Origin of the sequence: Kitasatospora sp. NPDC091335, assembly GCF_044757205.1 — a bacterium.
GTDB lineage: Bacteria > Actinomycetota > Actinomycetes > Streptomycetales > Streptomycetaceae > Kitasatospora.
This window is the reverse complement of sequence record NZ_JBIVUM010000024.1, coordinates 74,018-93,922: the sequence shown is the minus strand read 5'-3', so window position 1 is coordinate 93,922 and position 19,905 is coordinate 74,018. Positions and strand designations below refer to the sequence as shown.

Annotated in this window: 16 protein-coding genes; 9 read left to right on the top strand and 7 right to left on the bottom strand. The window is 71.8% G+C overall.

The genetic code is table 11. The features are described from left to right. Positions 1 to 8 precede the first annotated feature (8 nt). The gene (locus ACIQOW_RS35380; RefSeq protein WP_401091969.1) at positions 9 to 1,361 is read right to left on the bottom strand and encodes a M16 family metallopeptidase; all 1,353 of its coding nucleotides are present in this window, start codon (positions 1,359 to 1,361) and stop codon (positions 9 to 11) included. A gap of 276 nt (positions 1,362 to 1,637) precedes the next feature. Here ACIQOW_RS35380 and ACIQOW_RS35375 point away from each other — a divergent pair, with 276 nt between their 5' ends. From ACIQOW_RS35375 to ACIQOW_RS35350, 6 genes are all read left to right on the top strand, one after another. Continuing rightward, positions 1,638 to 4,088: a DNA topoisomerase (ATP-hydrolyzing) subunit A gene (locus ACIQOW_RS35375; protein ID WP_401091968.1), complete on the top strand. Its 2,451-nt coding sequence runs from the start codon at positions 1,638 to 1,640 to the stop codon at positions 4,086 to 4,088. Positions 4,089 to 4,276: 188 nt separating this feature from the next. After that, entirely contained in the window at positions 4,277 to 4,570 is a 294-nt protein-coding gene (locus tag ACIQOW_RS35370; RefSeq protein ID WP_188296090.1) for a hypothetical protein, read from the top strand. A gap of 29 nt (positions 4,571 to 4,599) precedes the next feature. Continuing rightward, positions 4,600 to 5,862, top strand: a complete 1,263-nt coding sequence (locus ACIQOW_RS35365) for a hypothetical protein (RefSeq protein ID WP_401091967.1) — start codon at positions 4,600 to 4,602, stop codon at positions 5,860 to 5,862. A 12-nt stretch (positions 5,863 to 5,874) separates the two neighbouring features. After that, a complete protein-coding gene (locus ACIQOW_RS35360) occupies positions 5,875 to 6,894 on the top strand; it encodes a hypothetical protein (RefSeq protein ID WP_401091966.1) in 1,020 nt (339 codons plus the stop codon). Between the two features lie 17 nt (positions 6,895 to 6,911). Further along, entirely contained in the window at positions 6,912 to 7,661 is a 750-nt protein-coding gene (locus ACIQOW_RS35355) for a hypothetical protein (protein WP_401091965.1), read from the top strand. Between the two features lie 24 nt (positions 7,662 to 7,685). Beyond that, positions 7,686 to 8,588, top strand: coding sequence for a sucrase ferredoxin (locus ACIQOW_RS35350; RefSeq protein WP_401091964.1), 903 nt, complete (start codon positions 7,686 to 7,688; stop codon positions 8,586 to 8,588). An 86-nt stretch (positions 8,589 to 8,674) separates the two neighbouring features. On the opposite strand, the gene ACIQOW_RS35345 is transcribed toward ACIQOW_RS35350, so the two are convergent. Genes ACIQOW_RS35345 through ACIQOW_RS35335 form a run of 3 tightly spaced genes read right to left on the bottom strand, consistent with a single transcriptional unit; the run spans position 8,675 to position 11,514 of the window. Then, positions 8,675 to 9,736, bottom strand: a complete 1,062-nt coding sequence (locus tag ACIQOW_RS35345) for an ABC transporter substrate-binding protein (RefSeq protein WP_401091963.1) — start codon at positions 9,734 to 9,736, stop codon at positions 8,675 to 8,677. 46 nt (positions 9,737 to 9,782) lie between these two features. Then, positions 9,783 to 10,700 (bottom strand): ABC transporter permease, encoded by a 918-nt coding sequence (locus tag ACIQOW_RS35340; protein ID WP_401091962.1) that lies wholly within the window; start codon positions 10,698 to 10,700, stop codon positions 9,783 to 9,785. Then, positions 10,690 to 11,514 carry an ABC transporter ATP-binding protein gene (locus ACIQOW_RS35335; RefSeq protein WP_401091961.1) on the bottom strand — a complete coding sequence of 275 codons (825 nt, stop codon included), beginning with the start codon at positions 11,512 to 11,514 and terminating at the stop codon, positions 10,690 to 10,692. Before ACIQOW_RS35335 ends, ACIQOW_RS35340 begins: the two co-directional genes overlap by 11 nt. 314 nt (positions 11,515 to 11,828) lie before the next feature. Here ACIQOW_RS35335 and ACIQOW_RS35330 point away from each other — a divergent pair, with 314 nt between their 5' ends. Together ACIQOW_RS35330 and ACIQOW_RS35325 are read left to right on the top strand one after the other, a co-directional pair. After that, complete coding sequence (locus tag ACIQOW_RS35330) at positions 11,829 to 13,424, top strand: ATP-binding protein (RefSeq protein ID WP_401091960.1); 1,596 nt, start codon at positions 11,829 to 11,831, stop codon at positions 13,422 to 13,424. After that, positions 13,424 to 14,110, top strand: coding sequence for a response regulator (locus tag ACIQOW_RS35325; protein WP_188296082.1), 687 nt, complete (start codon positions 13,424 to 13,426; stop codon positions 14,108 to 14,110). The genes ACIQOW_RS35330 and ACIQOW_RS35325 overlap by 1 nt, the downstream gene beginning before the upstream one ends. 79 nt (positions 14,111 to 14,189) lie before the next feature. Here ACIQOW_RS35325 and ACIQOW_RS35320 read toward each other — a convergent pair whose 3' ends face one another. The 3 genes from ACIQOW_RS35320 to ACIQOW_RS35310 form a co-directional block, all read right to left on the bottom strand. Then, positions 14,190 to 15,962 carry a cation acetate symporter gene (locus ACIQOW_RS35320; protein ID WP_401091959.1) on the bottom strand — a complete coding sequence of 591 codons (1,773 nt, stop codon included), beginning with the start codon at positions 15,960 to 15,962 and terminating at the stop codon, positions 14,190 to 14,192. Then, a complete protein-coding gene (locus ACIQOW_RS35315; protein WP_401091958.1) occupies positions 15,959 to 16,576 on the bottom strand; it encodes a DUF485 domain-containing protein in 618 nt (205 codons plus the stop codon). Before ACIQOW_RS35315 ends, ACIQOW_RS35320 begins: the two co-directional genes overlap by 4 nt. A 398-nt stretch (positions 16,577 to 16,974) precedes the next feature. After that, positions 16,975 to 19,086: a type IIA DNA topoisomerase subunit B gene (locus tag ACIQOW_RS35310; protein ID WP_401091957.1), complete on the bottom strand. Its 2,112-nt coding sequence runs from the start codon at positions 19,084 to 19,086 to the stop codon at positions 16,975 to 16,977. Positions 19,087 to 19,623: 537 nt separating this feature from the next. On the opposite strand from ACIQOW_RS35310, the gene ACIQOW_RS35305 reads away from it, so the two are divergent. After that, entirely contained in the window at positions 19,624 to 19,857 is a 234-nt protein-coding gene (locus ACIQOW_RS35305; protein WP_401091956.1) for a hypothetical protein, read from the top strand. Positions 19,858 to 19,905 lie beyond the last annotated feature (48 nt).

Below are 19,905 nucleotides of genomic sequence, written 5' to 3'. Positions count from 1 at the left end.
GTCGGTGCTCATACGGCGGCACCCTCCTCTTCGGAAGCGGCGTCGGAAGCGGCGTCGGCGTCGGTCTCGGCGGCGGTCGGCTCGTAGACGAGGACGGCCCGGTTGTCGGGGTGGAGCCTGGCCTTGGCGACGGCCTGGACCTCCTCGGCGGTGACGTCGAGGACCTTGGGGAGGGCGTCGTTGAGCAGCTTGGGGTCGCCGAACAGGACGGCGTAGCGGCACAGTTCGTCGGCTCGGCCGGCGACGGTGGTGAGCCGGTCGAGCCACTCGCGCTCGATCTGGGCCTGGGCGCGTTCGAGTTCCTCGGGCGTGGGGCCCTCGGCGGCGAAGCGGGCGAGCTCCTCGTCGACGGCGGTGCCGATCTGTTCGAGCGTGGCGTCGCCGGAGGTCTTGGCGTCGAGCCAGCCGAGGCTGGGGGCGCCGGCCAGGCGCAGCAGGCCGAAGCCGGCGGCGACGGCGGTGCGGTCACGGCGGACCAGCCGGTTGTAGAGGCGGCTGGACTCGCCGCTGCCGAGGATGGTGAGGGCGAGGTCGGCGGCGTCGGCCTCGCGGGTGCCGTCGTGCGGGAGGCGGTATGCGGCCATCAGGGCGCGGGAGGGGACGTCCTCGTGGACCTCCTCGCGGATCTCGCGGCCGATGGTCTCGGGGAGTTCGCCGGAGCGCGGGGGCTGCTTGCCGTCGTGCGCGGGGATGGAGCCGAAGTACTTCTCGACCCAGGCGACGGTCTGCTCGGGGTCGATGTCGCCGACCACGGAGAGGACGGCGTTGTTGGGCGCGTAGTACGTCCGGAAGAACGCGCGGGCGTCCTCCAGCGTGGCGGCGTCGAGGTCGGCCATGGAGCCGATCGGGGTGTGGTGGTACGGGTGGCCGTCGGGGAAGGAGAGCGCGGTGAGCTTCTCGAAGGCGGTGCCGTACGGCACGTTGTCGTAGCGCTGGCGGCGCTCGTTCTTGACGACGTCGCGCTGGTTCTCCATGGACGTCTCGTCGAGCGCGGCGAGCAGCGAGCCCATCCGGTCGGCCTCCAGCCAGAGGGCGAGCTCCAGCTGGTGGGCGGGCATGGTCTCGAAGTAGTTGGTGCGCTCGAAGCTGGTGGTGCCGTTGAGCGAGCCGCCGGCGCCCTGGACGAGCTCGAAGTGCCCGTTGTTGGAGACGTTGGCGGAGCCCTGGAACATCAGGTGCTCGAAGAGGTGGGCGAGGCCGGTGCGGCCCTTGACCTCGTGCCGGGAGCCCACGTCGTACCAGAGGCAGACGGCGGCGACCGGGGTGAGGTGGTCCTCGGAGAGGACGACACGCAGGCCGTTGGCCAGGCGGTGCTCGGTGATGGCGATGCCTCGGCTGGAGGCGGGGGCCGGGTTGGCCATGCGCTCGGGTCCTTCCCGTCGTCGATGTCGGGGGTTCGTGTGGCGTCCCCCATTGTGGTGCAACGTCCGGGAGTCGTGTTCGTGTCCGCGCGGACCGGGGCGTTCGCCAGGGGCGGAAGAGGGCCGCTGACCGGGACTGTCACCGCGAGGGTCCACAATGGGGGCGCCGCGCCCTGTCGACGGCGCCCGGTTGACGGGTCCGGTGACAGGTCGGCACCGAGACGACCGACGCCCGACCGAGACACAGCCAGCGACACGTAAGGGAGCCCCGCCGCGATGGCCCGCCGCAGTTCGCAGACCCCGCCGCCCGGAGACTTCGAGGAGCGGATCCTCGATGTCGACGTCGTGGACGAGATGCAGGGCTCCTTCCTGGAGTACGCCTACTCGGTGATCTACTCGCGTGCGCTGCCCGACGCGCGGGACGGCCTGAAGCCGGTGCACCGCCGGATCCTGTACCAGGCCAACGAGATGGGCCTGCGCCCCGAGCGCGGGCACGTGAAGTGCGCCCGCCTGGTGGGCGAGGTGATGGGCCGGCTGCACCCGCACGGCGACGCGTCGATCTACGACTCGGTCGTGCGCATGGCGCAGCCGTTCTCGATGCGGCTGCCGCTGATCGACGGGCACGGCAACTTCGGTTCGCTGGGCAACGACGACCCGCCGGCCGCGATGCGCTACACCGAGTCGCGGCTGACGGCCGCCTCGATGGCGATGGTGGAGTCGATCCACGAGGACACCGTCGACTTCGGCCCGAACTACGACGGCAGCGAGCAGGAGCCGATGGCGCTGCCGGCCGCGTTCCCGAACCTGCTGGTGAACGGCGCGACGGGCATCGCGGTGGGCATGGCGACGAACATGCCGCCGCACAACCTGTCGGAGGTGGTGGCGGCTGCCCGGCACCTGATCAAGCACCCGAGCGCGGACCTGGACACGCTGATGCGGTTCGTGCCCGGTCCCGACCTGCCGACCGGCGGGCGGATCGTGGGCCTGTCGGGCATCAGGGACGCGTACGAGTCGGGCCGCGGCACGTTCAAGATCCGGGCGACGACGACGGTGGAGGCGGTGACGGCCCGCCGCAAGGGCATCGTGGTCACCGAGCTGCCGTACAACGTCGGCCCGGAGAAGGTCATCGCGAAGATCAAGGACCTGGTCAACGCGAAGAAGCTCCAGGGCATCGCGGACGTCAAGGACCTGACGGACCGCGAGCACGGGCTGCGGCTGGTCATCGAGGTGAAGAACGGCTTCGTGCCGGAGGCGCTGCTGGAGCAGCTGTACAAGCTGACGCCGATGGAGGAGACCTTCGGCATCAACAACGTGGCACTGGTGGACGGGCAGCCGCTGACGCTGGGGCTGAAGGAGCTGCTGGAGGTCTACGTCGACCACCGCTTCACCGTGGTGCGCCGGCGCAGCGACTTCCGCCGCCGCAAGCGGGAGGAGCGGCTGCACCTGGTCGAGGGCCTGCTGGTGGCCCTGCTCGACATCGACGAGGTCATCGCGATCATCCGGTCGAGTGACAACGCGCAGCAGGCGAAGGAGCGCCTGATGGAGCGCTTCTCGCTGTCGGAGACGCAGACCGCGTACATCCTGGACACCCCGCTGCGGCGGCTGACCCGCTTCGACCGGGTGGAGCTGGAGCAGGAGAAGGAGAAGCTGAACTCCGAGATCGCGGACCTGACCGAGATCCTGGAGTCGGACACCAAGCTGCGCAGCGTGGTCTCGTCCGAACTGGCCGCGGTGTCCAAGCAGTTCGGGACGGAGCGGCGCACGGTGCTGCTGGAGGCGGGGGCGGCGCCCGCGGCGGCGCTGACGGTGCCGCTGGAGGTCGCGGACGACCCGTGCCGGGTGCTGCTGTCCTCGACGGGGCTGCTGGCACGGACGGCGGACGGGGAGCCGTTCGAGCTGTCGGAGAAGCGGGCGAAGCACGACGTGATCGTGTCGGCGGTGCACGCGACGGCGCGGGCTGACGTGGGCGTGGTGACGTCCGTCGGCCGGGTGCTGCGGCTGCCGGTGATCGACCTGCCGGCGCTGCCGCCGACGCCGTCGCCGACGCTGGCGGGCGGGGCCGCGGTGGGCGAGTTCCTGCGACTGGAGGCCGGAGAGCGGGTGCTGGCGCTGACCACGCTGGACGAGTCCTCGCCGGGGCTGGCGCTGGGCACGGCGCAGGGCGTGGTGAAGCGGGTGGTGCCGGAGTGGCCGGCGAACAAGGACGAGTTCGAGGTGATCGCCCTCAAGGAGGGTGACGAGCTGGTGGGCGCGATCGAACTGCGCACCGGCGAGGAGGACCTGGTCTTCATCGCCTCGGACGCCCAGCTGCTGCGCTACCCGGCGGGCCAGGTGCGTCCGCAGGGCCGCCCGGCGGGCGGCATGGCCGGCATCAAGCTGTCGGACGGCGCGCGGGTGCTGTCCTTCACGGCGGTGGACCCGGCGGCGGACGCGGTGGTGGTCTCGGTGGCCACGGCCACGGACACGCTGTCCGACGGCGAGCAGACGTCCTGGAAGGTCACCCCGTTCGAGCAGTACCCGCGCAAGGGCCGCGCCACCGGCGGGGTGCGCTGCCAGCGCTTCCTGCGCGGCGAGGACGCCCTGACCTTCGCCTGGGCCGGCGCCGCCCCGGCCCGCGCCGCCACCGCCAAGGGCGCCCCGGTCGACCTGCCCGAGCGCGACCCGCGCCGCGACGGCTCCGGCACCCCGGTGACCACCCCGATCGCGGTGGTCGCCGGCCCGGCGTAACGGCGCTCGTCCGAGCGGAGGGGTACCGGATGGTTCCGGTGCCCCTCCGCTTTTTCGTGCCCGTCCGACCAGGAATCCGGAACGGTGATCTCCAATTCCCGGCCATGGCGCGAACTTTGCCCACCCATGGGTTAGGTTCGTCGAACAGGTGCTCCACAGCGCGTCATCATCCGTTGGGGGACGGGCAATTGGCCGAAGAGTTCAAGATCGACATGAGCCGGATGAAGACCGTGTCCAAACAACTCGACGAATGCGGCAACCGCATGGGGGCGGTCGCCAAGAGCCTCGAGAACCTCGGCAAGGGCAGGCAGTTGGGCACCGAACGGCTCGACGCCGCGTGCAAGGGCTTCGAGGACCACTGGCACGGCGGCATCGGCCGGATGGCCAAGCTCGCCCACGGCCTGCGCGAAGGCCTGGACGCATCGCTCGACAACTACGGGGAGAACGAGAAGGGCACCGCCAAGGGCCTCGGCGCGACCTGAACCGACCAGCAGGGGACTGGACTTCCAGCATGAGTGACAAGAACTGGCCGGGCCTCGGCTTCTGCCCGGCCCCGGGGGACCTTCCGGCCATCGCCAAGATGTACGCGGACGTCGACGCCGTCGCCCGCGAACTGGAGGAACTGCGGCACGCCCTCGCCGACCTCGGCTCCGAGGGCAGCGCCTGGCAGGGCGAGGCGGCCCGCAACTTCGCGGGCAAGCTCGGCGAGCTGCCCAAGTACCTCACCCAGGGCCACGAATCGATGGCCGCCTGCTCGCGAGCCCTCAAGGCCTGGCACACCCAGCTCACCGGCCTGCTCGCCTCCGGCAGGACGATGGAGGCCCAGGCCGTCGAGCTACGCTCCCGAGTGGGCGACACGAACGTCCAACTCGACGCCATGGGGAAGGCCCTGGACGCCTCTGCGCAGTCCGCCGACGCGGCGGCACAGACGAAGGCCAAGGCCGACTTCGAGGCCAAGCTCCAGGCCCAGCAGCAGCTCGTGCACCAGCTCGACGAGCTGATCGCGAGCGGCCACAAGCAGCTGGCCGACCACAAGAACAAGGCCGAGGCCGCCGCCCGGGCGATCCAGGAGGCGTCACGGCACCACCCGCCGGACCCGAACTTCCTCAAGCGGATGCTGGACAAGGTGGAGCACGCCTGGCAGAAGTCGGTGGACTTCCTGGCCGACCATGCGGACGACCTGTCCCAGATCTCGGCCGGGCTGGCGATCGCGGCTCTGATAGTCCCCGGGATCGGCCCGCTGCTGGGTGCTGCGGCCGTGCTGACCAGCGCGGCCGCGCTGGCTGGGCACAGCATCGCCAAGTCCCGTGGCAAGGACGTGTCCTGGGGGAAGATCGGGATGGACGTGCTCGGAGCCTTTCCCGGTGTCGGTGCCATCAGGGGCTTCGCAACAGCGGGGAACTCGGTCAAGGCAGCCAAGGTTCCCGGCCTCGTCAACAAGATCAAGGCTCACACCGGTGCCTTCAAGGAGTCGGTGAAACTGGGGGAAGGAGCCAGTGCCGCCGAACGTACCCGATCCGCCGGCACGGCCCTGTTCGAGATGACCCGCACCCCCATGTCGACCAACGGCATCGTCGCCGGGCTCGCGAAAGCGGGCATCGAAGTGAATCCCTCCTTGGTCACGGTCACGAACAAGACAGTCGGGCTCGCCCGCAGTCTCCGTGCCGGCCAGGAGAAGGAAGAGGCGGAGGAGCCGCACATCGCGCCTCCCGGACCGACGCCCAAACCCGCGTACCGCCCGTCGCCCACGCCGTTCCTGAGCGCCGTGGGCTGAGAGGAGAGACTCATGGTCAAGGACCTCTATGTGACCCTCCCCATCTCGGGCGGGCAGCTCGCTTCCGTGCCCGAAGTAGCCGAGGCAGCACGGCGGGCCGAGACTCTGTACGGCGTCACCCTGCTGAACGACGATGTGGCGCGCAATGTGGTGATCAGGCATATGCGGCTACGGAACCGACTGGACTGGCACGGCGAAGTAGCGGCCATGTTCATCCTCGGCGGGATAGTGGTCTCCTTGGTCACTGGCAATTGGGCGGCAGCGATCCTGGGAATTCCGGCCGGAATCGCGATCTGGTTGCGGGGCGCCGACCGCGGCTCGGCGAAGAGCACCGCCTCCGTGCACTTCACCACGTACATCGGGCTGTTGAACCAGGCGCGGAGGGCGGGGCTGACGGTTCGGATTCCCGTCGACTGGGGAGCCGATGCCGATCGGGCCTCCTGGGAGGAGGGCACCGCGGCTGCTCCGCACCTGCGGCCGCCGGCTGCCCCGGCCGCGCATCTCGACGCCGCTCCCCCGCCCGTCGCCGCGCAGCCCGAGTCCTGGTGGCCGGCCGGCGCGGCGATCGACCCGAAGTTCCCTGTGCTGCCGGCTGCCGCACTCACACGCCACTCGACGCTGGCCGGCCGGGCTCGTGAACTCGGTGCTCCGCACGGCCTCGACTTCCTGAACGAACAGACCGTCCGGGGACTGCTCACCGCCGTCCGGCGCTGCCGCCAGTGGCTGGCCGCGTGGAGGTCGGTCTCCGCCTTGGCTCTGATCGCGGCCGTGCTCCTCGTCTCCCTGTTCGACGATCCCTCCGGCACCGAGCACGCCCAGCAGCTCCGATCCGCCGCCATCGGGCTGACAACAGTCGGTGCGCTCGCCGCCCTCCCCGCTCTGAGGGCGCACCGGACCTGGCGCCGCTCCGGTCTGCGCGACCACGCCGACGCCTACCTCGACCTGCTCATCGAGGCCCGTACGTACGGCGTCCCGGTCCCCGTCCCTCCGGCCTGGCTGGACGTCCGCAACCGGATCCGCAAGCCCTCATGACCCCCGTGGAAGGACCGATGTCCGGCACCCCGACAGCCCGTCTCCCCGCTCCCGCCGAGGACGCCCGGCTCCAGATCCGCTTCGTCGTCCCGCCCGCCTTCCACGAGATCCCGGTGTTCGGCACCGAGGACCAGGTGGCCGAGGAGCTCTGGGAGCTGGTCTGCGAGGTCCTGGCCTCCGAACCGGACGAGACGCGGGTGCGCTGGGCGGTGGCGCTGGCCGGGCTGATCCCGCCGATGGCCGAGGCCGGGGTGATCCACGCCGGGATGTGCCTGGTGGACGTGGACGGCCGCCCGAGCACGGCCTCGATCGTGGCCTCGGTGTGCCCGTTGGCCGGGACGGACCACGCGGGCGCGGTGGACGTCCTGCTCACCCGGCTAGCCCGGTCCCGCCCGGAGGCGGAGGTGACGGCGATCGAGCTGCCGGCCGGGCGCGCGGCGGCGGTGATCGACGCCGTGTCGACGTCGATCGACGGTGGACCGGCCCCGCTGGACGGCATGGCGGTCCCGCTCCACGACGGGGTGCTGACCACCTCGGTGATCCAGGTGCACCTGCCGCTGCCGAACGAGTCCCAGCTGCTCTCGCTGGAGCTGAGCACCCCGTGCCGCGAGGACTGGGAGCTGTACTCGGAGCTGTTCGCGGACGTCGTGCGCAGCATCCACCTGGAGTTCGCCGACCTCCCGACCGTCCCCGAGGCGCTGTACGAACCGCTGGAGGAGCCGGTGGCCGAGGCGATGGCGCAGCGGATGAAGGCCGCTTTCGGCTGATCGGGCGAGGGTAGCCTTGCCAGGGTGAGCACCTGTGCGACTGTGTCGCGTGAACTTTCGGAGCCACTGGCCGCGACGGCGGCGGTGGCGAGCACCTGGCTGCTGGTCGAGCAGAACGGTCCGTGGGGCGCGAAGGCGCTGGGTGAGAGCCACCTGGACGCGGCGATCGGGCGGGCGCTGGAGACGGCCTCGGCCGGGACGGGTGTGCGGGTCGCGCTGATCCGGCGGCCGGGGCGGCACGCCGACTGCCTGCCGACCCCCCGCCACGAGGTGATCGTGGCGCACACGGTGCCGGGCCGCGGCTGGGTGCGCCGGGCGGCGGTCGCGGATCCCGCGGAGCTGCTGGGGCTGGACTTCGCGGCGCTGGGCGCCGGCGACCACACCGGCTTCGGGGCCGAGCACGTCGGCGGCCCGGTGGCGCTGGTGTGCACCAACGGGCGGCGGGACCGCTGTTGCGCGCTGCTGGGCCGACCGCTCGCGGCGGAGCTGGCGGCGGCCGGGCACAGCGAGGTGTGGGAGGTCACCCACCTGGGCGGGCACCGCTTCTCCCCCACGATGCTGGTGCTGCCGTACGGCTACGCGTACGGGCGGCTGACGCCGGAGACCGCCAAGGAGGTGCTGGCGGCGACGGCGGCCGGGCACCTGGTGCCGGAGTGGTCGCGCGGCTGCTCGGGCTGGGAGCGTCCGGGCCAGGCCGCCGAGCACGCGGTGCGGCTGGCCACCGGCGAGACCGCGGCGGACGTGCTGACGCTGGCCCAGCGGCCGGACGGCGAGGGCCGCTGGCTGGTGGGGGTGCTGCACCGGGACGGCCGGTCCTGGGAGGTGGACGTGATCGAGACGGTGAGCGAGCCGGCGCGTCCGGAGAGCTGCGGCAAGGCGGCGGGGACACCGTCGCGGATGGAGGCGCTCTCCGTCCGGGGGCTCTGAACACCGGCCCCGGACCTGGCACGGCCCCCGGACCTGGCACGGCCCCGCGCCCGTGGGGGTGAGCGCGGGACCGCTGCCGCCGGGGCTCAGCCGGCTGCCTTGGCGACGAACTCCGTGGTGTAGGTCTTCGACAGGTCGATCGACCCCTCCTTGCCCTTCACGTCCGGGTGGAACGCGGCGAGCACCGAGAGCACCGTCTTCGGCCCGTCGGCCGGCATCACGCCGTCCGTCGTGAACATCGGCAGTGTCGCCCTGATCGCCGCCGCGTACTGCCCGGCGCCGCCCTGCCCGTAGTCGGCGGGCATCTTCGCGGCGATCTCCTCGGGGCTGTGGGTGGACATCCACCTGAGGGTCTTCACGAAGGCGTCGGCGAGCTTCTGGGTGGTGTCCCTGTTCTTCTCCACCCAGTCGGTGTTCATGTACAGCGAGGACGACGGGTACAGGCCGCCGAGCGCCTCGCGCGAGCCCTCGGGGGTGCGCATGTCGTACAGCACCTTGCCGAGGCCCTTGTCCAGGAGGTTGGCGACGGTCGGGTCCGTGGTCATCCCGGCGTCGATGCTGCCCTGCTGGAGCGCGGCGATGAAGGTCTGGCCGGCGCCGACCGCGATCGGGCTGAACTCGCTGACGGCGGTGCCGTTCTTGACCGCGAGGTACTTGGTGAGGAAGTCGGTCGAGGAGCCGATGCTGGTGACGCCGAGCTTCTTGCCCTTGAAGTCGGCGCCGGACCTGATGGCGTCGGCCTGCTTGGTGGAGACCACCTCGACCTCGCCGGGGGCCTGGGCGAACTGCACCACGGACTCGACCTTCTTGCCCTTGGCCTGGAGGTCGATGGTGTGGTCGTAGAAGCCGACCGCGCCCTGGACGTCCCCGGCGAGCAGCGCGGTGGTGGCGTTGACGCCGGCCGGTTCGGTCATCAGCTCGACGTTGACGCCGGCCTCGGCGAAGAAGCCGAGCCGCTGGGTGAGCATCGCCGGCAGGTAGATGACCTTGTCCAGGCCGCCGACCATGATCTTGACCTTGGGGCCGTCGACCTGCTGCCCGGCGGGGGCGGCGCCCGCGCCGTGGCCGGCGGTGGCGGCGTCGTTGGCGCAGGCGGAGAGCGGGAGGAGCAGGACGGCGGCGAGGGCGGCGGCAACTGATCTGCGCATGGGTGGGGGCCTCTCTCTTCTTACGGCTCTTACGGCAAGGGGGAGTTCAGCGGCCGTCGCCCGCGTCGGCGGGCTTCCAGCGGAACAGCTTCTTCTCGGCGAAGGTCAGCAGCCCCTCGGTGAGCAGCGCGACGACGGCGAGGATGGTCATGGCGGCGTACACCCCGGCCGCGTTGAAGGTGCCCTGGGCGGCGGCGACGAGCAGCCCGAGGCCCTTGGTGGCGCCGATGTACTCGCCGACGATGGCGCCGATCAGCGCGAAGCCGAAGCTCACGTGCAGGCTGGTGAAGATCCAGGTGGTGGCGGCGGGGATGACCACCTGGAGGGTGACCCTGCGGTTGTCGGCACCCAGGATGCGGGCGTTGGCGACGAGGTTGCGGTCCACCTCGCGGGCGCCCTGGAAGGCGTTGAAGAACACCGGGAAGAACACCAGCACCACGGCGGAGGCGACCTTGGACGCCGGTCCCAGGCCGAACCAGATCAGGAAGATCGGTGCGAGCACGATCCTCGGGATGGCGTTGAGCACCTTGATGTACGGTCCGAACACGTCGGCCAGGAAGCGGATCCGGCCGAGCGCGATGCCCAGCAGCACGCCGCCGACCACTCCGAGCACCCACCCGGTGAGGGCCTCGTAGAGGGTGTAGCCGATCTGCTCGCCGAGTGATCCCTGCGCGGTGCCGTGGGTGATCCACTGCCAGATCTGGTCCCAGATCCTCGACGGCTGGGAGAAGTTGAACGGGTCGATGACGTCCGTGCGGGCGCACACCTCCCAGAGGCCGAGGAAGGCGAGCAGCACCGCGACCCGGGCTCCGAAGACGACCAGCCTCCGGTGGCGGGCGGCCCGTTCGCGGGCCTCGGTCCTCGTGGTGACGGCCTGGGGCTTCCCGGCGACGGGCGACCCGGGCGCGGCTCCGGCTCCGGCTCCGGACGGGGACTCGGACGCGGACGCGGTCTCAAGCGGCATGACCCGCTCCTCTCTCCCGAGTGATGCGCACCTCTTCGCCGAGCGAGGCCCAGATCTCGCGGTACAGCTCGACGAACCTCGGTTCCAGCCGGACGGCCTCCACGGTGCGCGGGCGCGGCAGGTCGACGGTGAAGACCTCCTTGACGGTGGCCGGTCCCGCCGTCATCACCACGACCCGGTCGGCGAGCGCGATGGCCTCGTCCAGGTCATGGGTGACGAAGACGACCGAGGCCGCGTTCCTGGCGGAACTCGTGCCCGCCCACAGCTCCAGCAGCTGGTCCGACATCAGGGCGCGGGTCTGCACGTCCAGTGCCGAGAAGGGCTCGTCCATCAGCAGGATCGCCGGGTCGTTGACGAAGGTCTGGGCGAGCGCGACGCGCTTGCGCATGCCGCCGGACAGCTGGTGCGGGTAGCGGTCCTCGAAGGCGGCCAGGCCGACCCGGCCGAGCCAGTCCCTGGCCCGGTCGCGGGCCTCGGCGGCCGGTACGCCGCGGAACCGCGGGCCGGCCATCACGTTGGACAGGACGGTGCGCCAGGGGAAGACGGCGTCCTGCTGGAAGACGAACCCCACCTTGGGGTCGATCCCGCTCACGGGCTCGCCGTACACCCTGACCTCGCCCTCGGTGGGCTCCTCCAGGCCGCTGACCAGGGTCAGCGTGGTGGACTTGCCGCAGCCGGTGGGGCCGACGACGGCGACGAACTCGCCCTGGGCGACGGTCAGATCGAGGTCGCGGACGGCGGTGTGCAACGCCCCCGAGGGGGTGCGGAAGCGTTTCGTCGCGCCGGTCAGCTCGATCGCCGGGGTGTCTGTCATGCAATCCTCCCGGGTCTGTGCTTGCCCCGGAAAGGTAGGAGCGGGAGCTGCCCCGGCGGGAGCCTTCTTCGCGTAGTGCGACTTCTCCGCATAGAGGGGTGTTCTGCTCGTTTTGCTTCCGCTACAACTGCGGGGACGCGGCTGACAGAAGCACCCCGGAAACATAAGGTGTCCCGACCCCCACCGAAGGCGCCCCGGTCTCCCCCTCCGAGAGCGCCCCGACCGCCGACCTCCCCCCGCCGAAAGGCGCACCGACCGCCGTCCACCCCAGCCGAAGGCGCCCGATCCCCCGCAGCCCCCGAGAGGAGGCCCGGTTGAAGCTCCCCCACTGGCCCCGCCGGGTCTTCGCCCAGCTGCTGCTGAGCCAGACCGTCGTCACCGTCGGCGTCACCACCGTGACCGCCGGGCTGTTCCTCGCCCCGGTGAGCAGCGAGCTGGACCACGACGCGATGCAGCGGGCGCTGTCGATCGCCCAGGCCACCGCCGCCGACGAGAGCATCGCCCGGGCCGCGGCCGGCCGCGACGTGGTGGCCGCGCAGCGCAACGCCGAGCAGATCCGGCTGGCCACCGGCGCCACCTTCGTGGTGGTCACCGACCTGGACGGCATCCGGCTCTCGCACACCGACCCGGGCCGGATCGGCCTGCGGGTCAGCACCGACCCGGAGCCGGCCCTCAGCGGTCGCAGCGTCACCGCCATCCAGGAGGGCACCCTGGGCCGCACCGCCCGCGGCAAGGTACCGCTGCGGATGGCGGACGGCCGGATCGTCGGCGAGGTGTCGGTCGGCATCAGCGACGACTCGATCCGCCGCCGGCTGCTGAAGATGCTCACCGGCATCCTGCTGTGCGCCGGGGCCGGTCTGGCCGCGGGGACGCTCGCCACCCTCCTGCTGGCCCGCCGCCTCAAGCGCCGCACCCACAACATCGCGCTGGCCGACATCTCGGCGCTCCTGGTCGAACGGGAGGCGATGCTGCACGGCATCCGCGAGGGCATGGTGGCACTGGACGAGCACGGCCGGATCCGGCTGGCCAACGACGAGGCCCTGCGGCTGCTCGGGCTGCCCGAGGACTGCGCCGGCCGGCCGATCGACGCGGTACTGCCGCCCGGCCGGCTGGCGGACGTGCTCTCCGGGCGGATCACCGGCGCCGACCTGCCGGCCGTCCGGGACGACCGGGTGCTGGTGGTGAACCGGACGGCCACGCCCGAGGGCGGCGCGGTGGTGACCCTGCGCGACCGCACCGAGCTGGAGTCGCTGGTCCGCGAGCTGGACACCACCCGCAGCCTGACCGAGGCGCTGCGGGCCCAGGACCACGAGCACGCCAACCGGATGCACACCCTGCTGGGCCTGCTGGAGCTGGGCCGCCACGAGCAGGCGGTGGCGTTCATCTCGGAACAGTCGGGCTCGCACGCCGTGATCGCCGCGCGGATCGCCGAGCAGGTGCAGGACCCGCACGTCGCCGCCCTGCTGGCGGGCAAGACCGCGGTGGCGGGCGAGCGCGGGGTGCGGCTGGCGCTGGCCCCGGCGGCGCACCTGCCGGACACGGTGGTGGACGCCAGGGCCCTGGTGACGGTGCTCGGCAACCTGATCGACAACGCGGTGGACGCGCTGGCCGCGGGCGGCGGGGGCCGGGTCGAGGTGAGCCTGGCGGCGGCCGGCCCGACCCTGTTGCTCCAGGTCGCGGACAGCGGGCCCGGCGTGCCGGAGGACCTGCGCGAGCGGGTCTTCGAAGAGGGGTGGACCAGCAAGGACGCGCCCGCGCACCGTCCGCGCGGGCTGGGGCTGGCGATGGTGCGGCGGCTGGTCGAGCGGACCGGCGGCCGGATCGTGCTCGACACCGGGCCGCTCGGCGGCGCCCGGTTCACCGTCGAGCTGCCCGAGGCCCTGCTCACCACTCGGCTCGTGGAGGCGTGATGATCGACGTACTCGTGGTGGACGACGACTTCCGGGTCGCCGACGTGCACGCCGCGTACGTGGCCAAGGTCCCCGGGTTCCGGGTGACCGGCACCGCGCACTCGGCCGCGGAGGCACTGGCCGCCCTGGAGCGCCGCCCGGTGGACCTGCTGCTGCTCGACCACCACCTGCCCGACGAGACCGGTCTGGCCCTGGTGCGCCGGCTGCGGGACCGCCAAGTCGCCTGCGACGTGATGATGGTGACGGCCGCCCGGGACGTCTCGACGGTGCACGCCGCGATGCAGCACGGCGCGCTCCAGTACCTGGTCAAGCCGTTCACCTTCGCCGGACTGCGGGAGAAGCTGGTGGCGTACGCGCAGCTGCGGCACGCGCTCGCCGCCCCGGCCAGGGAGGCCGGGCAGGACGAGGTGGACCGGCTGTTCGCGACCCTGCGCAGCGCCGCCGCCCCGGCCGGGACGCTCCCCAAGGGCCACTCGGCGCCCACCACCGACCTGGTGCTCGGCGTGCTGCGCCGGGCCGGACGGCCGCTGTCCGCTCAGGAGGTCGCCGACGCCACCGGGCTGAGCCGCTCAACCGCGCAGCGCTACCTCAAGCAGCTGGAGCGGGACAGCCGGCTGCGGCTGACCCTGCGCTACGGCGACACCGGCCGCCCCGAGCACCGCTACGGCCTGGCGGCCCGGGCGTAACCGGGCCACCAGGCCGGTGGGCGGACATGGGGGAACCCCGGCGGCCCCAGGCCCGCCGGGGTTCCCCGGGCGCGACGGCTCAGGCCGCGCCCGCACCGGTGAGTGCTCGCACCTCCAGCTCGGCGAACCGGTCCGGGTCGGTCGGCACCGACGAGGTGACCGTCCCGATCCAGCCCGCCAGGAAACCGAGCGGGATGGAGACGATGCCGGGGTTCTCCAGCGGGAACCAGTGGAAGTCGAGGCCGGGGAAGAGCGCCTCGGAGGAGCCGGAGACCACCGGCGAGAAGAACACCAGCACGATCGCCGGAACCAGTCCGCCGTACACCGCCCAGACCGCGCCCCGGACGGTGAACCGCGACCAGAACAGGCTGTACAGCAGCACCGGCAGGTTGGAGGAGGCCGCGACCGCGAAGGCCAGGCCGACCAGGAAGGCGACGTTCAGCTGCTGGGCGAAGAGGCTGATCACGATCGCCGTCGCACCGATCCCGGCGGCGGCGATCCGGGCGACCATCACCTCCTGCTGCTCGCTGACCTCGGACACCGACTCCTCCGCCGACCGCGACGCGGGGACGGACTCGTTCCGGCGGCGACGCCCGCGGCCGCGCTTCTCCTGCTCGCGCCCCGGCCGGGCGCGCCAGGCGCCGGCCCAGATGTCGTGGGCGAAGGCCGCCGAGGAGGCCAGGGTCAGCCCGGCGACCACGGCGAGGATGGTGGCGAAGGCGATCGCCGAGATCAGCGCGAACAGCACCACCCCGCCGGTGCTCCCGTTGCCGCCGCCGAGCACCAGGGCGAGCAGCGGAACGGCGGTGTTCCCGGCCGAGTTGGCGTGCCGCACCTCGGCCGAGCCGATCAGCGCGGTGGCGCCGAGGCCGAGCACGATGGCCATCAGGTAGAAGCTGCCGACCAGGCCGATCGCCCACATCGTGGAGCGGCGGGCGGCCCGCGCGGTGGGCACGGTGTAGAAGCGGGACAGGATGTGCGGCAGCCCCGCGGTGCCGAGCACCAGGGCCAGACCGAGGCTGACGAAGTCCAGCCGGCTGGTGAGGCTGCCGCCGTACTTGAGCCCGGGCTCCAGGTAGCGGTGGCCGGCGCCGCTGTGCTCGGCGGCCTGGCGCATCAGCTCGCCGAGGTCCCCGTGGAAGCGGATCACCAGCAGCACGGTGAGCAGCACCGAACCGCCGGTCAGCAGGAAGGCCTTGATGATCTGGATCCAGGTGGTGGCCCGCATCCCGCCGATGGTGACGTAGACGATCATCAGAGCGCCGACCGCCATGATGGTCCAGGTGCGGGCGTGCGGGCTGCCGGTGCCGAGCAGCAGGGCGACCAGCGAACCGGCGCCGACCATCTGGGCGACCAGGTAGAGCAGGGTCACCACGACGCTGGCGCCGCCGGCCGCGGCGCGCACCTTGCGGCGGCGCAGCCGCAGCGCGAGCACGTCGGCGAGGGTGTACCGGCCCGCGTTGCGGACGAGTTCGGCGACCAGCATCAGCACCACCAGCCAGGCGACCAGGAAGCCGATGCTGTAGAGGACGCCGTCGTAGCCGTACAGCGCGATCAACCCGGCGACGCCCAGGAAGGAGGCGGCGGAGAGGTAGTCCCCGGACAGCGCGAAGCCGTTCTGCAGCGGGGTGAAGTCGCGCCCGCCGGCGAAGAAGTCCTCGGCCGCGTTGCCCTGGCGGCCGACCCAGAGGGTGACCCCCAGGGTGACCAGGACCACGACGGCGAACAGCGCGATCGCGAGCGAGTGGTGGTCGCCGGTGGGGGCGACGGGCGGCGGGGTGGCGGTGGTCACCACGGTCCGCAGCGCGGCCTTGGCCGCGTCGGTCGGCACAATGCTCGTCAGGGTCGTCATCGCAGCTGGTCCTGGGTGTCCCAGCGCAGGCCCAGGGCGGCGCGGTCGCGCTTGGTCCGGGCGTTGCGGGCGTAGAGCCAGGCGAGCAGGAAGGTGGAGGCGAACTGCGAGAGCCCCAGCATCCAGGCCACGTTGAGCGGGCCGGCCACCGCGCGGCGCATCAGGTCCGGGGCGCCGGCCTGGGCCGCGACGTACAGCAGGTACCAGGCGAGGAAGCCGCCGGTGATCGGGAAGACGAACGTCCGGTAGCTGCGGCGGATCTGCCGGAAGGTCTCGCTGGCCTGGACCGTGCGGTAGACCTCGGTGCTGTCGGCGACCGGTTCGTCGGCGGGCGGCACGAGTGGCGTGTCCGCCGCGTCCGGGGCCGCCGGGTCGGTGGGGGTGGTGGCGAACGGCTCGACGGCGGTCCCGTGGACCGGTGCGCCGACGGCCACCGGTTCGACGACGGCCTCTGCCGACTGGCCCGTACGGGCGTGGCCCGACTGCGCCGGTACCGCCGTTCGGCGGTGCGCGGCCGATGGCTCGGCGGGCTCAACGGGGGTACCGGCGGCCGGAGCGGCCCACCAGTCGAATCGCTGTCCCTGTCCGGGACTGCTCGTCTGCGGCTGTGGCACTGCTGCTCCTGGACGGCCGGATGTTCTGACCCGAACCATGATGGCGGCCCTTGGACAGCCCCTCTGACCATCGCAGATACGTTCACTCGATGAGGTGATCGATCATCTGACGGACACTCATCCGACTACTGCTGCGTCCCGGTGATTCCGCGTCGGACGCGCGTGCGACCACCTGCGCCCGGCCCCACAGAGCGGCCCCGAGCGGGCAGATTGTCACAGCGCCGGCGTCCGCACAGACGTCAGCACCACGTCCGGGTGACGGCGCATCACCAGGACGACGCGCCGGTGGACGGCTCCCCGGCGGACGTCTCCCCGCGGCCGCCCGAACAGCGGCCGGGCCCCCCACCTGTGGGTGGAGGGCCCGGCCGGTCGGCAGCGCCCCGGAGGTACGAGCCGGTTCAGGCGTCGATGCGGGAGCGGTCCAGGGTGGCCGCCGAGTCCACGATGAACTCCTTGCGCGGGGCCACGTCGTTGCCCATCAGCAGGTCGAAGATCCTCTCGGCCTGCTCCAGGTCACCCAGGTTGATCCGGCGCAGGGTGCGGTGGCGCGGGTCCATGGTGGTCTCGGCCAGCTGGTCGGCGTCCATCTCGCCCAGGCCCTTGTAGCGCTGCACCGGGTCCTTCCAGCGCAGGTTCTTGCGCTGGAACTCCAGGAGCGTGGAGCGCAGTTCGGCGTCCGAGTAGGTGTAGTGGTACTTCTCCTGGCCGCGCTTGGGATTGGTGAGCTCGATCCGGTGCAGCGGCGGCACCGCGGCGAAGACCCGGCCCTGCTCGACCATCGGCCGCATGTAGCGGTGGAAGAGGGTGAGCAGCAGGGTGCGGATGTGCGAGCCGTCGACGTCGGCGTCGGCCATGAAGATGACCCGGCCGTAGCGGGCCTGGTCGATGTCGAAGGTGCGGCCGGAGCCGGCCCCTATCACCTGGATGATCGCGGCGCACTCGGCGTTCTTGAGCATGTCGCTCACCGAGGCCTTCTGCACGTTGAGGATCTTGCCTCGGATCGGCAGCAGCGCCTGGAACTCGGAGTTGCGGGCGAGCTTGGCGGTGCCGAGCGCGGAGTCCCCCTCGACGATGAACAGTTCGCTGCGCTCGACGTCGTCGCTGCGGCAGTCGGCCAGCTTGGCGGGCAGCGAGCTGGTCTCCAGCGCGGTCTTCCGGCGCTGGGCCTCCTTGTGCTGCCGGGCTGCGACCCGGGTGCGGGCGGCCGCGACGACCTTGTCCAGCACGGCCCTGGCCTGGAGCTTCTGGTCCTTCTTGGCCGAGGTGAGGAAGGCCTTGAGCTCCTTGGCGACGACGGCGGCGACGATCCGGTTGGCCGCCGAGGTGCCGAGCACCTCCTTGGTCTGGCCCTCGAACTGCGGCTCGGCGAGCCGGACGGTGACCACCGCGGTGAGGCCCTCGGTGGCGTCGTCCTTGGTGATGTCGTCCTCGGCGACGCGCAGCAGCTTGCTCGCGCGCAGCGCCTCGTTGACGGTCTTGGCCAGCGAGCGCTCGAAGCCGGTCATGTGGGTGCCGCCCTTGGGGGTGGCGATGATGTTGACGAAGGAGCGCAGGGTGGTGTCGTAGCCGGCGCCCCAGCGCAGCGCGATGTCCACGCCGAGCTGGCGGGTGACCTCGGTGGGGGTCATGTGGCCGAGGTCGTCCAGGACCGGAACGGTCTCCTTGAAGGTGCCCTCGCCGCGCAGCCGCAGCACGTCGCAGACCGGCTTGTCGGGGGCCAGGAACTCGCAGAACTCGGCGATGCCGCCGTCGTAGCGGAAGACCGACTCGTCGATCTGCTCGCTCTCGGTGAGGCGTTCGTCACGCACCACGATGGTCAGGCCGGGCACGAGGAAGGCCGTCTGCCGGGCGCGGCCGTGCAGCGTCTCCAGGGAGAGCTTGGCGTCCTTGAGGAAGATCTGCCGGTCGGCCCAGTAGCGGATCCGGGTGCCGGTGCGGGCCTTCGGCACCTTGCGGGTCCTGGTCAGGCCGTTGCCCGGCTCGAAGGGCGCGTCCGGGCTGGTCTCGGTGAAGAGGCCGGGGGTGCCGCGGCGGAAGCTGATCGCGTGGGTGTGCCCGCCGCGGTCGACCTCGACGTCGAGGCGGGCGGAGAGCGCGTTGACGACCGAGGCGCCGACGCCGTGCAGACCGCCGGAGGCCGCGTAGGAGCCGCCGCCGAACTTGCCGCCCGCGTGCAGCTTGGTCATCACGACCTCGACGCCGGACAGCCCGGTCTTGGGCTCGACGTCGACCGGGATGCCGCGCCCGTTGTCGCGGACCTCGACCGAGGAGTCGGGGTGCAGCAGGACCTCGATGCGGTCGCAGTAGCCGCCCAGCGCCTCGTCGACGGAGTTGTCGATGATCTCCCAGAGGCAGTGCATCAGACCGCGGCTGTCGGTCGAGCCGATGTACATGCCGGGGCGCTTGCGGACCGCCTCCAGCCCCTCCAGGACGAGCAGGTGCCGCGCGGTGTAGTTGGAACCGTCGTCGCCGGCCAGCAGCGCGGACGGCACGGTCGTTTCGGCACTCACGCGGCACTCTCCTCGGTGAAGTTCTGTCTCATCGGTCACATCCGGACGCATCCGTACCAAACGCCAGTGCAGCACGCCGCACCGACATCCGTCGCCCTGCGTGCCCGAACCCCTGCACCGGGTGCACAGCACGACGGGCCGGCCCCGCGCAGCTTGTACGCGCTGCGCGAACAAGCACCGCACCCGGGTGCGGGCCCCGGGGCGCCATCTCCTCCCGGTACCACCGGTCCTGGCGGATCGTGGGGCCCGGCGCAGGCCCCGGAACTGCCGTTATGCAGGCTACCGGGGCCCGGGAAGGGGCTTATGCTCCAACCCGGCAGAGGATTATGCTACGCGGACCCCGCACCCGATCCCGATCGGGCGTTCGAGCCACGGGCGGATCCCGGGACTCGGCACGCATGAACCACCGACGCCCGGGGCACGTCCTCATCAACACAGCAGAATCCTCAGAGAAGAAAAGCCACGAGCGGGAACGTTTTCGGCCTGGTTGGATGTTGACCCTGGTACGACAGCTCGTCGAGCTAGAGAAGAGGCGACGTGACTACTGTTCTGACCCCTGCGAGCCCGCTGACCGCGGCTGACCGCTGCGACCGCTGCGGCGCCCAGGCTTACCTGCGCGTCGTACTCGCCAGCGGCGGAGAGCTGCTCTTCTGCGCCCACCACGGCCGGAAGTTCGAGCCCGAGCTCAAGAAGATCGCCGTGGAGATACAGGACGAGAGCGGCCGCCTGACCACCACGACCAACGCCACGGCCGCCGAAGACGAGCGCTGATCCCGAGCGCCGGAACCAGCAGCCAGCGTCGAGCTGTGCCCGGTCGTG